Source organism: Streptomyces sp. NPDC085900 (assembly GCF_044540925.1).
Taxonomy (GTDB): Bacteria; Actinomycetota; Actinomycetes; order Streptomycetales; family Streptomycetaceae; genus Streptomyces; species Streptomyces gilvifuscus.
On the sequence record NZ_JBITSP010000002.1, the window covers coordinates 279,359 to 293,657 of the forward strand.

The 14,299-nt window shown below is 74.4% G+C and carries 11 protein-coding genes; 4 read left to right on the forward strand and 7 right to left on the reverse strand.

Annotation, left to right across the window (positions count from 1 at the left end; all coding sequences use genetic code 11):
* Positions 1 to 290: 290 nt before the first annotated feature.
* Entirely contained in the window at positions 291 to 2,465 is a 2,175-nt protein-coding gene (gene helR / locus ACIGDI_RS06035; protein WP_399891112.1) for an RNA polymerase recycling motor ATPase HelR, read from the forward strand.
* Here the strand turns inward: helR and ACIGDI_RS06040 are convergent.
* Positions 2,452 to 3,387 carry an EamA family transporter gene (locus tag ACIGDI_RS06040; protein WP_399891115.1) on the reverse strand — a complete coding sequence of 312 codons (936 nt, stop codon included), beginning with the start codon at positions 3,385 to 3,387 and terminating at the stop codon, positions 2,452 to 2,454. The two genes, helR and ACIGDI_RS06040, sit on opposite strands and share 14 nt — an antisense overlap.
* A 68-nt stretch (positions 3,388 to 3,455) precedes the next feature.
* On the opposite strand from ACIGDI_RS06040, the gene ACIGDI_RS06045 reads away from it, so the two are divergent.
* Positions 3,456 to 4,313 carry a LysR family transcriptional regulator gene (locus ACIGDI_RS06045; protein WP_399891118.1) on the forward strand — a complete coding sequence of 286 codons (858 nt, stop codon included), beginning with the start codon at positions 3,456 to 3,458 and terminating at the stop codon, positions 4,311 to 4,313.
* Positions 4,314 to 4,370: 57 nt separating this feature from the next.
* Here ACIGDI_RS06045 and ACIGDI_RS06050 read toward each other — a convergent pair whose 3' ends face one another.
* The 6 genes from ACIGDI_RS06050 to ACIGDI_RS06075 all read right to left on the reverse strand — a co-directional run bounded on the left by ACIGDI_RS06050 (position 4,371) and on the right by ACIGDI_RS06075 (position 12,569).
* Entirely contained in the window at positions 4,371 to 5,087 is a 717-nt protein-coding gene (locus ACIGDI_RS06050) for an alpha/beta fold hydrolase (RefSeq protein ID WP_399891121.1), read from the reverse strand.
* Between the two features lie 17 nt (positions 5,088 to 5,104).
* Positions 5,105 to 6,079: an alpha/beta hydrolase gene (locus tag ACIGDI_RS06055; protein ID WP_399891124.1), complete on the reverse strand. Its 975-nt coding sequence runs from the start codon at positions 6,077 to 6,079 to the stop codon at positions 5,105 to 5,107.
* Positions 6,080 to 6,187: 108 nt separating this feature from the next.
* A complete protein-coding gene (locus ACIGDI_RS06060; protein ID WP_399891127.1) occupies positions 6,188 to 7,075 on the reverse strand; it encodes a helix-turn-helix domain-containing protein in 888 nt (295 codons plus the stop codon).
* A 140-nt stretch (positions 7,076 to 7,215) separates the two neighbouring features.
* Entirely contained in the window at positions 7,216 to 9,015 is a 1,800-nt protein-coding gene (locus ACIGDI_RS06065) for a BTAD domain-containing putative transcriptional regulator (protein WP_399891130.1), read from the reverse strand.
* 40 nt (positions 9,016 to 9,055) lie between these two features.
* On the reverse strand, positions 9,056 to 11,845 hold the full coding sequence (locus ACIGDI_RS06070) for a BTAD domain-containing putative transcriptional regulator (protein WP_399891133.1): 2,790 nt from the start codon (positions 11,843 to 11,845) through the stop codon (positions 9,056 to 9,058).
* Positions 11,846 to 11,921: 76 nt separating this feature from the next.
* On the reverse strand, positions 11,922 to 12,569 hold the full coding sequence (locus ACIGDI_RS06075; RefSeq protein WP_399891136.1) for a TetR family transcriptional regulator: 648 nt from the start codon (positions 12,567 to 12,569) through the stop codon (positions 11,922 to 11,924).
* A 58-nt stretch (positions 12,570 to 12,627) separates the two neighbouring features.
* Here ACIGDI_RS06075 and ACIGDI_RS06080 point away from each other — a divergent pair, with 58 nt between their 5' ends.
* Both ACIGDI_RS06080 and ACIGDI_RS06085 read left to right on the forward strand, forming a co-directional pair.
* Positions 12,628 to 13,314, forward strand: coding sequence for a class II aldolase/adducin family protein (locus ACIGDI_RS06080; protein ID WP_399891139.1), 687 nt, complete (start codon positions 12,628 to 12,630; stop codon positions 13,312 to 13,314).
* A complete protein-coding gene (locus ACIGDI_RS06085; protein ID WP_399891142.1) occupies positions 13,311 to 14,249 on the forward strand; it encodes a carbohydrate kinase family protein in 939 nt (312 codons plus the stop codon). Before ACIGDI_RS06080 ends, ACIGDI_RS06085 begins: the two co-directional genes overlap by 4 nt.
* Positions 14,250 to 14,299 lie beyond the last annotated feature (50 nt).

The following is a 14,299-nucleotide window of genomic DNA, read 5'->3' on the forward strand; positions in this document are numbered from 1 at the left end:
CGTCCCGCTGAGTCCCGCACACCCGTCGACCCGGCCCGCCACGCGCCCATCGCCGAGACCGCCCGCCCAGGTGGGACCCCGAACCGCCCGTCCAGGCCGGGCGGCGAGCCCGCCCGTCCGAGACCGCCCGTCCACCTCGGATGCCGAGCCCGCCCGCCACGCATTCATCGCCGAGCCCGCCCGACCACCTCGGGCGCCGAACCGCCCGCCCGCGCCCACCCCGGGCGCCGAACCGCCCGCCCGCGCCCACCCCGGACGCCGAAACCGCCCCCCAGATCGGAGCCCTTGCCGTGAACCCCGCGACCGCCAGCGCGTTCGCCCTGTCCGACCGCCTGGCCGCCAAAGCCGACCCGGCGTTGATCGCCGACGACGAGGGGCACTTCGCGGCGATCGCCGCGTGCCTCGACGAGACCATCGCCGAACTGTCCGAGCGCCTTGACGCCGAGCGCCGGGCGCCGGGCGGCCTGGGTCGGCAGGCGATGGACCGGGACGCCGAGATCCACCGTCTCACCGCCCGTCTGCGCGCCCTGAGCCGCTTCGGCCTCGACCTGTGCCTCGGCCGCATGGTCGGCGCGGACGACACCGAGCCCGTCTACGTCGGACGGCTCGGGCTCACGGACAGCACCGGGCGCCGGCTGCTGGTGGACTGGCGCTCGCCCGCCGCCGAACCGTTCTTCGGCGCCACCCACGCCCGGCCGATGGGGCTGGCCAGCCGCCGCAGGTACCGCTGGACCGACGGCCGGATCAGCGACTACTGGGACGAGGTGTTCACCCCCGACGTCTTCGCCGGGCACGCCGCGCTCGACGACCAGTCGGCCTTCATCGCCAGCCTCGGCACCAACCGGTCGGACCGGATGCGGGACGTCCTCGGCACCATCCAGGCCGACCAGGACGCCATCATCCGGGCGGGCTCCCGCGGCGCCCTCGTCGTGGACGGCGGGCCCGGCACCGGGAAGACCGTGGTCGCCCTGCACCGCTCCGCCTACCTGCTGTACTCAGACCCCCGCCTGGCCCACCGCAGGGGTCGCGTCCTGTTCGTCGGTCCGCACCGGCCCTACCTGGCCTACGTCTCCGACGTCCTGCCCAGCCTCGGCGAGGAGGGCGTGCAGACCTGCGTCCTGCGGGACCTCGTCGCCGAGGGCGCGACAGCGGCCCTGGAGAAGGACGCGGAGGTGGCCCGCCTCAAGGCGTCCGCGGAACTGGTGGGGGCGGTCGAGGCGGCCGTCCGCTTCTACGAGGAGCCCCCCACCCGGGGAATGACGGTGGTGACCCACTGGTCCGACGTCTGGCTGAGTCCCGACGACTGGGCGGAGGCGTTCGAGGCGGCGGAGCCCGGCACGCCGCACAACGAGGCCCGCGAGCAGGTCTGGCGCGAACTGCTGACGATCCTGGCGGACAAGCACGACGGCGAGGAGGTCCCGCCCGACCTGCTGCACCGCTCGCTGCGCCAGAACCGGGAGCTGCGCGCCGCGTTCGACCACGCCTGGCCGCTGATCGAGGCGGCGGACCTCGTCGGAGACCTCTGGTCGGTCCCCGCCTACCTTCGCCGCTGCGCCCCCTGGCTCGGCCCCGACGAGGTCCGCGCCCTGCAGCGGAAGGAGTCCCCGCAGGCCTGGACGGTGTCCGACCTGCCCTTCCTGGACGCGGCGCGGCAACGGCTCGGCGATCCGGAGACGGCACGCCGCAAGCGCCGCGGCGAGGCGATTCTGGCCGCCCAGCGCGAGCGCATGGAGCACGTCGTCGACAACCTGATCCACGCCGTGGCGGACTCCGGCGCCGACGGCGACGACGGCGAGGGCCTGGTGCGGATGCTGCGCGGCGCGGACGCCCGGGTCAGCCTGGTCGACGAGGCCGAACTGCCCACCGCCGAACCGGATCTCCTCGCCGGTCCCTTCGCGCACATCGTCGTGGACGAGGCCCAGGAGCTGACCGACGCGGAGTGGCAGATGCTGCTGCTGCGCTGTCCCTCGCGCAGCTTCACCATCGTCGGGGACCGTGCCCAGGCCCGGCACGGCTTCGCCGAGTCGTGGCGGGAACGGCTGGAGAGGATCGGGCTCGACCGGATCGAACTGGCGTCGCTGAACATCAACTACCGCACTCCGCGTGAGGTGATGGCCGAGGCCGAGCCGGTCATCCGGGCCGTGCTTCCCGACGCCAACGTGCCGACCTCCATCCGCAGCACCGCAGCCCCGGTAGTCCACGGCTCCCTCGCCGACCTGGAGCGGGTCCTGGACACCTGGCTCGCCGCGCACACCGAAGGCATCGCCTGTGTCATCGGCAGTCCAGGGTTCCGGGCGACGGCCCGCGTCCGGTCCCTGACCCCGGAGCTGTCGAAGGGCCTGGAATTCGACCTGGTCGTCCTCGTCGACCCGCAGAACTTCGGCGACGGCATCGAAGGAGCGGTCGACCACTACGTCGCGATGACCCGCGCCACCCGGCAACTCGTCGTCCTCACCGGCGCCTGACCCCACCGGCTCCGGAACCCCCTGCGCCGAGGATGCTCAGGGTGTTGGCGGCGACGACCGCGCCGATGCCCGCCCACTCGGCCAAGCCCAGGCGCTGGCCGAGCCCCACCCGGCCGACGGCCGCCGCGAGGACCGGATTGACGCTCATGAACAGGCCGAACGCGGGCGCGGGGACCCTGCGCAGGGTGAAAAGGTCGGCGAGGTAGGGCACCGCCGAGGACAGCACGCCGGCCGCCGTGGCGCAGGCCAGCGCGGTGGCGGTCGGCGGATGCCGGAGCACTACGGCCACGCCGACCGGCAGGAACAGCAGGGCCGAGACACCGGCCGCGGCGGCCGAGCCCTGGGCGCCGGGCAGCCGTCGGCCCACGGTGCGGTTGAGGAGGATGTACGAGGCCCAGCAGGCGGCCGCCAGCATCCCCAGGCCCATGCCGACGTAGTCCGTGGACGGCCGCGGCCGCATCAGCGTGACGACACCCGCGGCGGCGATCACCGCGCAGCAGGCGTCCGCCCGGCGCCGGGCGGCGGCCAGGGCGATGCCGAGAGGGCCGAGGAACTCCAGGGTCACCGCGAGGCCGAGGCCGATACGGTCGACGGCGCTGTACAGGGACAGGTTCATCGTGCCGAGGACCACGGCCAGTGACAGCACGGGCCACCACTGCCGCCAGGTGAACGTCCGCAGCCGTGGCCGGCCGACCGCCAGCAGCACGATCGCGGCGACGTACTGGCGGACCGCCACGACCCCGACGGGCCCGAGCACGGGAAAGGCGAGGGAACCGATCGCGGCGCCGGTCTGGTTGGACAGGCCACTGCCGACCATCGCGATCACCCCGGCCGGCCGCGGCCGGGCGGGCCGCGCGGCCGGGGCAGCCGGCGCGGAGACCGGGGGCACGGGTGCGGGTGCGGGCGTACGGACGAGACGCATGCCGCGATCGTCGGACCCTGCCGACCATGCGCAAAATGCGCCCGGCCGCCGATCTATACGCTGGAGTCATGGATGTGGAGATACGACAGCTGCGCTGCCTCGTGGCCATCGTCGACGAGGGCACCTTCACGGACGCGGCCATCGCCCTCGGCGTCTCCCAGGCGGCCGTGTCCCGGACCCTGGCCTCGCTCGAACGAGCCCTGGGCGTACGGCTGTTGAGGCGGACTTCCCGAACGGTCACGCCGACCGCGGCCGGGCAGCGCGTGCTCCGGCACGCCCGGCGGGTCCTCGGAGAGGTGTCGGACCTGGTCCTCGCGGCGACCTCGGACCGTGCCGAACTGCGCGTCGGCTACGCCTGGTCGGCACTCGGCCGGCACACTCCCGCCTTCCAACGGCAGTGGGCCCGGGCCCACACGGAGACCGACCTGCACCTGATCCGCGTCAACTCCGCCACCGCCGGTCTCGCGGAGGGCGTCTGCGACCTCGCGGTGGTGCGCAGGCCGCTGGGGGAGGACCGCCGCTTCGACAGTGCCATCGTCGGCCTGGAACGCCGCCTGTGCGCCCTGTCCTCCGACGACCCGCTGGCCAGGCGCCGCTCGGTGCGCCTCGCGGACCTCGCCGACCGCACCCTCCTCGTCGACCGGCGCACCGGTACCACGACCACCGACCTGTGGCCGCCCGACGCCCGCCCGGCCACCGAGGAGACCCACGACGTCGACGACTGGCTCAACGTCATCGCCGGCGGCCGCCGCATCGGCATGACGGCGGAGTCGACCGCCCACCAGTACCCACGGCCCGGCGTGGTCTACCGGCCCGTCCGCGACGCCGAGCCCGTCGCCGTGCGCCTCGCCTGGTGGCGCGACGACCCGCACCCCGCCACCCCCGCGGCGATCGAACTCCTCACCACCCTGTATCGCGAGCCCTGACAAGCCCGGGTCGGGCCGCTTCGGATCCGCCGCGGGGGCCTCGACGCCCGGCGGGCGTCAGCTCGTCGCGCGGACCGCGTCGCGGATCAGGTCGGCGACCTCCTTGGGCCGGGAGACGGCGACGGCGTGCGAGGCGCCCTCCAGCTCCACGGTCGTCGCGCCCGCCCGCTTCGCGCCGAAGCGCTCCACCTCCGGGTTGATCGCCTCGTCCGCCCCGGCGACGAGCGCCCACGACGGTTTGGTCTGCCACGCGGCGGCCGCCGCCGTCTCGTCGAACACCGAGGTGGTCAGCGGCCGTTGGGACACCGCCAGGGCCTTGGTCACCGGGGCGGGCACGTCGGCGGCGAAGATGCCCGGGAACGCCTCGGCCTGGATGGTGACCTCGACGGCCGTCTGCCCGCCCTCGACCGGGTACGTCCACTCCTTGAGGTTGCTCACCAGTGGCGAGAGCGGGAAGCGGCCCTGCAACTCGCCGAGGCTCTCGCCCTCTTCGGGAACGTAGGCCGCGATGTAGACCAGGCCGACGACGTTCTCGGCGGTACCGGCCACGGTGATGACCGCGCCGCCGTAGGAGTGCCCGACGAGGACGACGGGGCCGTCGATCTGCGCGGCGAGGGAGGCGATGTACGCGGCGTCGGAGGCCAGCCCGCGCAGCGGGTTCGGCGGCGCGATCACGGGGATGCCGTGGTTCTGCAGCTCCGCGACGACACCGGCCCAGCTGCCGGCGTCGGCGAAGGCGCCGTGCACGAGAAGGGCGGTGGGGGTGGTGGTCATGTCCGCTGTCTCCGGGGTCAGTTGGTGTGGAGGGCCGCGCTCAGGGTGGCGACGGCCTGGTTGATGGCGGCTTCGGCGGCGTGCGTCTCGCGCAGGGCGTTGAGCATGACGAAGTCGTGGATGATGCCCTGGTAGCGCACGGCGGTGACGGGGACGCCGGCCTCGCGCAGCTTGTTGGCGTAGGCCTCGCCCTCGTCGCGCAGCACGTCGGCCTCGCCGGTGATGACCAGGGCCGGGGGCAGTCCGGCCAGCTGCTCGGTGGAGGCGCGCAGCGGGGAGGCGGTGATCTGCGCCCGTTCCGCCTCGTCGGTCGTGTACTGGTCCCAGAACCACTGCATTGCGTCGCGGCGCAGGAAGTAGCCGGTGGCGAACTGGTGGTAGGAGGCGGTGTCGAAGCTCGCGTCGGTCACCGGGTAGAACAGCACCTGCTGCACCAGCGGGACGTCCCCGCGCTCCTTGGCCATCAGCGTCAGCGCGGCGGTCATGTTGCCGCCGACCGAGTCACCGGCCACCGCGATGCGGCCTGCGTCCAGGTCCTTGGACGCGCCCTGCTCGACGACCCACTGCGCGACGGTGTAGTTCTGCTCGATGGCGACGGGGTAGCGCACCTCGGGCGAGAGGTCGTACTCGGGGAAGACCACCGCGGCGTTCGCTCCGACGGCGAGTTCGCGGACCAGGCGGTCGTGGGTGTGGGCGTTGCCGAACACCCAGCCGGCGCCGTGGATGTAGAGGATCACCGGAAGGGTGCCGGAGGTCCCGGCGGGCCTGACGACGCGGGCGCGGACGCTGCCCGTCGGGCCGCCGGAGACGGTGATCCACTCCTCGTCGACGGCGGGCTTGGCGATCTCGCCGGACTGCACCTCGTCGACCGCCTTGCGGCCCTCGGCGGGCGGCAGGTCGAACAGGTACGGCGGGTTGGCGGTGGCCTCGACGAAGGCCTGGGCGGCGGGTTCCAGAACCGGCTTCACCGGCTCCGGGGCGGTCTCGGACATGCGTCTCTCCTGAGGTGTCGCGGTGTTACGACCGGCACGCTAGAACCGCCGGAGCGGGCCGGGTTGCCTGCGGGCGCACGGCCGCTGGTCCCTCAGCGCACGGCCGTCCTACGAAAGCGCACGGCCGTCGTACGAAAGCGCACGGCCGCCCTGCGACCCGGAGCCGACGCCCGCCGAGTCCCGCCACTGACTCGGGGACATGCCGTACGCGGCCCGGAAGACGCGGCTGAAGTGCGGGGCGCTGAGGAAACCCCAGCGGCCGGCGACCGCGGCGATGGTCCGGCGGCCGCGGACGCGGTGCAGCAGGTCACGCCGGCACTCCTCCAGACGGCGGCGCTGGATCCACCGTCCCACGGTCGTCCCCTGCTCCTGCTGGAACAGCTTGTGCAGGTAGCGCACCGAGATGTGGTGGGCGCCGGCGATCATCTCGGGAGAGAGGTCCGGATCGGCCAGGTGCTCGTCGACGAACCGCAACAGCCTGGACAGCAGGGGTGATCGCTCGTCCCCCGGTGCGTCTGGACCGTCCTCGCCCGATTGCTCGGCCGCGACCGTGGCGAGCAGGTTGACGGCGTTCCAGGCCAGCATCTCGCCGGTCGCGGCCGGGGCGGACAGGACGGTGTCGGCGAGTTCGGACAGGAACGGCGACACCAGCCGGCCCAGCCGCGAGGACCGGCCGACGGGCGCCGGCAGAATCCGCCGCAGCGCACGGTCGTCCAGCCCGAGCGTCTCGCGCGGCACCCGGAACACCTTCAGCCGGGCGGCCGCCGGAACGTCCAGGGACGGCGGGCGGTCCACGTCGTAGAAGCAGATGTCGCCGGGGTCGAGCCGGACGGTCCGGGTCTCTTCCAGGGCGCCGGTGCCGCCCCGGATGCCGACGAAGAGGTACTCGCCGGGGCTCCCGGCGACGAGACGCAGTGCCCGGGGCCCGGGGTGGCGGTCGGCGGGCAGCCGCGCGGGCCCGGTGCCGGTGACGAGGATGTCGAGAGCCAGGGGCATCCGGCACACCGTGTTGATGTCAGATGTCAACTGTCGCCGCCTCCGAACACGACCGGACAGAACCTTTCACTGCTCGGAGCCTAGGGACGACGTGTGCAAAAAAAGTGACAGAGAAGTGAGGGCGGCTCTCCGGCCTGCGGTCATGCCTCGGCCGGGTCGACGGCGAACGTGCGGAGCAGGGGGCTCCGGGTGAAGCGGCCGGGGGCGGTCTCGGTGACGAGATGGACGTCGGCGAGTTCGTCGAGCAGTGCCCGGGCCCGACGCACGGTCGCCCCGGCGAGCTCACCGGCGGCCTCCGCGGTGACCGCCGGGCGGGGGTGACGGCCGAGCAGACGCAGCAGCCGGGCCGCGTCGGCCGACAGGTGCCGCCGGGAGGCGGCGAAAGCGGCGCGCACTCCGGCGAGGGCGTCGAAGTCGCCTTGCGGCAGGCGGAGTTCGGCGGCAAGGACGGTCAGCGGGAGGCCGGGGCGATCGGCGGCGCGGGCGGCCACGGCGGCCAGGGCCAGCGGCAGCCGCCCGCAGAGTCCGACGATCTCCTCGGCCGCCGCGGGCTCGGCCGCCAGGCGGTCCCGGCCGACATGTCCCGCCAGCAGTTCGAGCGCGTCGGCGGCGGACGGCACGTCCACCCGCAGCGGACGGGCGCCCGCGGTGACCAGGCCGGACAGCCCGCGCCGGGTGGTGACCAGCGTCAGGCAGCCGGGGGAGGCCGGGAGCAGCGGACGTACCTGCTCGGTGTCGAAGGCGTCGTCGAGCAGGACGAGCGCCCGCCGCCCCGACAGCGTGCTCCGGTACAGGCCGGCCAGACCGTCCAGTCCGCTCGGCAGGCGCCGTTGGGGCACCCCCAGCGCGCGGAGCATGCCCCGCAGGGCCACCGCCGGAGGCAGGGGCTCGGCGGAGGGATCGAACCCCCGCAGATCCACGTGGAGTTGACCGTCGGGGTACCGTTCGGCGATCTCGTGCCCCCAGCGGACGGCGAGAGCGGTCTTGCCGACGCCCGCCGTTCCCGTGAGGAGGACGGCAGCCGCTCCACCGTCGGTCTCCATGAGCGCCCGCAGGTCGCGAAGTTCCGCCTGTCGTCCCGTGAACGACGTGAGATCGGGCGGGAGTTGGGCGGGCCGCACGAGCGGCCCACTCGGGCTCTCGGGGCGGGGCGCCGCATCCGCCGGGCGTATGTCCTGGCGGAGCACCCGCGTGTGCGCCGCGGACAGTTCGGCGCCGGGAGTGACGCCCAGCTCCCGGGCCAGCGTCAGGCGTACCGACTCGTGGGCGGCCAGCGCCTCGGCCTGCCGGCCGGCGGCGGCCAGGGACAGGACGAGCCTGGCGTGCAGGGACTCGTTCAGGGGATCGAGCCCGAGTGCGCGCCGCAGGTGCGGCAGCACCTGTCGGGTGCGGCCGCACAGCAGTGCCGTGTCGGCGGCCATCACCGTCGTACGGACCAGTTCGCGCTCCACCTCGGTGAACACGGCGTGCTCCCGGACGGCCGGGGGAATCCCGGCGGCCACCGGGCCCCGCCACTCGCCCAGCGCGCCGAGGAAGTGCCGCAGGGCGACCTCCGGTCGTCCCGTGGCGGCCGCCCGCTTGGCCCGCCGGGCCAGGCCGCGGAACCTCAGCAGGTCGACCTCGTCCTCGTCGGCGGCCAGCAGATAGCCGTCGGCGCCGCGCACGATCCGGCGGCCCGTGGCCCGGGGCGGCAGACCCGGTTCCAGCAGCCGGCGCAGCGAACCCGCGTAACGGCGCACCACGTTCGGCGCGCTGGCGGGCGGCCGGCCGGGCCACAGCACGGCGATGATCTCGTCCGCCGGCACCGGCCGGCCGGCCCGCACCAGCAACAGGGCCAGCAGCGCGCGTTGTTGGGGGAAGCCGAGCTCGGGCTCCGCCTCTCCCAGCAGCACCCGTAGCGGCCCGAGCACCTCGAACCCGGTCGGCTCTCCGCGACCCATGACGCCCGACGCTCCGCGATGCATGTCCCGTCGGCCCTCCTCAGGCGAGATCGCGTGCGCCGGCGTTGCCGGACAGCCGTTCGCGGACCTCGTCGGCGTCCGGGTGGCCGAGGCCGGTGAAGAGCGCGAGGGCCTCGCGCCAGGCCTCCTCCGCCTCGTCCGGGGCGCCCGTCGCCAGGTGGGTGTCGCCGATCCGGACCAGGGTGCTCGCCTCCAGGTAGGGCACCCCCAACTCCCGGTACAGCGTGAGGGCGTTGTGATAGCCGAGCAGGGCGTGCGGATGGCGGCCAAGGCCGTGCTGCGCGTAGGCGATGCTGTCCCACGTGGACGCCTGGCCGTAGCGGTCGCCCAGGTCCTGGAGCAGGGTCAGTGCCTCGAAGCAGTGGGACAGCGCCTGCCGGTACTGGCCGAGCAGCGCGTGGTACCAGCCGACCGAGTTCAGCACGCTGGCCTGCGCGGCGGGCCGGTCCTGGGCGCGGAACAGCTCCAGTGCCAGCTGATTGTGTCTCAGGGCGCCCCGCAGATCGCCCTGTTGATCGCATTCCCAGCCGAGGCTGCGGTGGGTCTGGGCCTGTCCGGCGCCGTCGCCCAGAGCGGTGAACAGCTCGAGAGCCCTGCGCAGCCGGGGCAGGGAGTGGTCGTGCAGGCCGAGCCGCCCCTCGGCGCGGGCCAGCCCGAGCAGGCCGCGCGCCTCCCACCCGGGATCGGACAGCCGTACGGCCGACGCGAGCGCGGTGCGCTGGGCGGCCATCCCGTCGTGCCAGTGGCCCCGCCGGTCGAAGAACGGCTCCAGGGACCAGGCCAGCAGGCACACCAGACGGTCGCGACCCGAGCGGGCGGCCCCGTCGAGCACGGCGAGCAGCACGGGATACTCGGCGGTCAGCCAGGCCAGGGCCTCCCGGTCGTCGGCGAGAGGTTCGGCGGCGACCCCGGCCGGCGGCGGCCCCGGCGGCGGGGGGTCGGCGTGCGGGGCGAGGATGCGGTCGGCGGCGTGGGCGGTGTGCAGGAAGTACGCGTACAGCCGGTCCACGGCCGCCTCGCGCTCGTCCTCCGGCCGCTCGGCCTCGACCAGTTCGGCGGCGTGGGCGCGCAGCAGGTCGTGCAGGGAGTACCGGCCGGGAGCGTGCTCGCTCGCGAGATGTACGCCCGCCAGCTCGGCCAGCAGCCGACGCGCCTCCCGCACCGGCAGTCCCGCCAGAGCCGCCGCGGCCGGCGCGGAGACGTCCGGGCCGGGATGCAGGCCGAGCAGCCGGTACAGGCGGGCCGCGCCGGGCGACACGGCGGCCAGCGACCAGGAGAACACCGCGCCGACGTTCGCCGCGGTGTCGGTCCGGCTGAACGCGTCGAGGCTGCCGTGCGCCGCCCGCAGCTCGGCCGCCACGGCGGACAGCGGGAAGTGCGGGTGGGCCGCGGCGCGGGCGGCGACACACGCCAGGGCGAGCGGCAGACCGGCGCAGAGCTCGGTGATCTCGTCTATGGCCCGGTCCTCGCCCACGAGCCGCGCGGCACCCAGCCGGCGGGCCAGGAAAGCCCTGGCCCGGCCGGCGTCCAGCGGGCGCAGGGTCAGCGTCCGCGCCCCGTGCGCGGCGACCAGCGAGGGCAGCCGGCGGCGGCTGGTGACGATGGCCAGACAGCCGGGCGTGCCCGGCAGCAGGGGCCGTATCTGATCGGTGTCGCGGGCGTTGTCCAGCAGGACCAGCAGCCGCCGCCCGGACAGCGTGCTGCGGTACAGGGCCGCCTGCGCCTGCGTCCCGTGCGGCACCCGCTCGGGCGGTACGCCGAGTGCGTCCAGGAACAGCCGCACCGCCTCGCCCGCGCTCATCGCCGTGCCGGACGGATCGAAGCCCCGGAGGTCGACGTAGAGCTGCCCGTCGGGAAACCGGCCGGCGATCCGGTGCGCCCAGTGCACGGCGAGGGTGGTCTTGCCGATGCCGGCCATGCCGTCGATGGCGGTGATGAGCAGCGTCCCGGAGAGGTCGTCCTCCAAGGGGCCGAGCACCTCGCCCAGTTCGGCCTCGCGGCCGGTGAACGTGGGCAGGTCGTGCGGCAGTTGGGCGGGCACGGGCGGCACGGACACGGCGTCGAGGAGGACGGCGCGGTGGGCGTCGCGCAGTTCGGCGCCGGGGTCCATGCCCAGTTCGTCGGCGAGCCGGGCGGAGACCGCGCGGTATACGTCGACGGCCTCGGACCGGTGTCCCGCGGCCGCCAGCACGCGGACCAGCCGGGCCAGCAGCGGCTCGTCCAGCGGATGGGCGGCCGCGGCCCGACGGAGCCGGGGCAGTACGGCGTCCGGCACGCCCGCGTCGAGCGCGGCGTCGGCGGCCTCCCGCACCGCGGACAGGCGTTCACGGTCGACCGCGTCGAAGCCGGCCCGTTCCCGGACCTCCGCGGGAAGCCCGTCCGCCACCGGCCCCCGCCACAGATCCAGGGCCGCCGTGAGGAGTCCGACGGCCCGCGAGGGCGCGGCCCGTCCGGCCTCCTCGCGCAGCCGACGGAAGCGCAGCAGGTCCAGTGAGCCGGCGTCGGCCGCCCATCGGTACCCGCCCGCGTCCCGCGCCAGCCAGCGCCCGGCCGCCCGGGCGGGAAGACCCGGCTCCACGAGACGACGCAGCGAACCGACATGACGGCGGACCACGTTCACGGCGCTGTCCGGCGCCCGCGGGCCCCACAGCACCTCGACGATCTCGCTCACGGGCACCGGCTGTCCGGCCCGCACCAGCAGCAGTGCCAGCAGCGCCCGTTCCTGCGGCCCGCCGAGGACGGCCTCCGCCCCCGACCGCAGCACCCGGACCGGCCCCAGAACCGAGAACTCCACAGGCTCCAGCCCCACCCGGCCCGACCCCCTTGCCGCCACTCCCGTCCCGCCCGACTTTACGTGATCTTTCGGGCCGCCCGGAGCGGGACTCCTACGCGCGGTAGCGGGCCGTGACCGCGGCGAGGTAGCCGCGCAGCATCACCTTGGACTCCTCCAGCAGCGCCGCGTCCCCGAGCGGCTCGCGGCGGAAGGCCTCCTGGGCGAGGGCGTCGGCCGCCAGGACCGCGGAATGGCAGGCGCGAGCCAGGGCCTCGTCGTCCCGGGCGAGGCCGAGGGCCAGCAGGACACGGCGGATCCCGTCGGCCATCCGGCGCTTGTGGTCGCGGTCGGCGGCCCGGGTCCGCTCGGTCAGACCGCTGCCGAACCACAGCGCCCTGAAACCGTGTTCGCTGCGGTAGATCCCGGCGAAGGTGTCGACGAGCATGCCGACCGGATCCTCCCAGGGCTCGGCCGCCGCGGCCTCGACGAGACCGTCCATGGCGGTCTCCAGCTTGGCGAAGTAGCCGGCCGCGAGCGCGTCGATGATCGCGTCGCGATCGGGCAGGTACTGGTACAGCGAGCCGACCGAGACCCGCGCCGCCGCGGCCACCCGGGTCGTCGTCAGGGCCTCCACCCCGTCCCTGATCAGGATCTGCTCGGCGGTCTCCAGTACTCGCGCCAACCGGGCCCTGCTGCGCGCCTGTTGAGGGGTGCGCCGCAGGGGAGCGGCCCCGCCCGGACGCGTGGTCGGCTCACCCACGGAACAACCTCCGAACCTGAACGTGACTTTGTTTCACGTTTAGGCTACGGTCGCGCCCATGACCGACTCAAGCTCGGCACTTCAGCCGGAGCGGAGCGCCGTCGCGGACGCCTGCCGCCGCCTGGGCGCCGAGGGGCTGCTCATCGGCACCGCCGGGAACGTCAGCGTGCGCGTGGAGGACCGGGTCGCCATCACCGCGACCGGAGCCGTGCTCGCCGAACTCACCCCGGACCAGGTCACCGTGGTCGACCTCGACGGCAAGGTCGTGGCCGGCACCCTCCGGCCGACCTCCGAACTGGACCTGCACCTCGGCGTCTACGGGCGCTACGGCACCGGAGCGGTCGTCCACACCCACGCGCCCATGGCCACCGCGCTCTCCCTCGTCCTCGACGAACTGCCTTGCGTTCACTACCAGTTGCTCGCCCTCGGCGGCACCGTACGCGTCGCACCGTACGCCACCTTCGGCACCCCGGAACTCGCCGAGTCGGTCCTCGCCGCACTGGAGGGCCGCAGCGCCGCCCTCATGGCCAACCACGGCGCGCTCACCCACGCGCCCACCCTCGACAAGGCCGTCGAGCACGCCCTGCTGCTGGAGTGGGCGTGCGGCGTCTACCAGCGCGCCGCCGCCCTCGGCACCCCGCGCGTCCTCGACGAACAGCGGCAACTCGCGGTCATCGAGGCCGCGATCGCCCGCGACTACGGCACCACCCACCCCGTACCACCCGCGCAGGAGGGAACCCGATGAAGGCACAGCAGGTCGTCACGATGGGCGTGCACGTGCTGGACGTGCTGGTACGGCCGGTGGAGGAGATACCCGAGGGCCAGGGTGCCACCCTCGTCGACGACATCCGGATGACCGCCGCCGGTACGGCCGCCGGCACCGCGCTCACCCTCGCCAAGCTCGGCGCCGAGGTCCGCACCACCGGAGCGATCGGCACCGACCCGACCGGCGACATGCTCGTCCAGCTGCTGAACAAGGCGGGAATCGACACGGAGTTGCTGGTCCGCCGTATCGACACCTCCACCTCCGCCAGCGTCCTGCCGATCCGCCCCAACGGCGACAGGCCCTCCCTCCACCTGCTCGGCGCCAACATCACCTACGGCCTCGACGACGTCCCCTGGGAGGCCGTCGCCGAAGCCACCCATCTGCACCTGGGCGGCCCCGAACTGATCGGCGCCGACGTCGCGGCGCGCATCCTGCACTTCGCGCGGGAACACGACGTGGTCACCTCCGTCGACCTCCTGGCCCCCGGCGAACTGGGCACCTACGACCAGATCGAACCCCTCCTGCAGTACGTCGACTACCTGCTCCCCAACGACGACCAGGTCCTCGGCTTCAGCGAGGAGGAGGACCTGGTGACCGGCGCGAAGAAGTTCCTGTCCGCCGGGGCCGGGCTCGTCGCCGTCACCCGCGGCGGCGACGGCGCGCTCCTGGTCACTGCCGACGGCGCCGAATCGGTCCCCGCCTTCGAGGTGGACGTCGTCGACACCACCGGCTGCGGCGACGCGTTCTCGGCCGGGTTCCTGCGCGGGATCGGCCTGGGCCGCACCCCCCGCGAGGCCGCCGTGCTCGGCAGCGCCGCGGCGGCACTGGTCGCCCAGGGGCTCGGCAGCGACCACGGGGACTTCGACCTCCCCGAGGCCGACGAGTTCGCCATGACCCGCACACCACGCAACTGACGGCCGGCCCGCGAACCGAGTGGTGAGGCGTACGGCGGGGGCGTACGGTC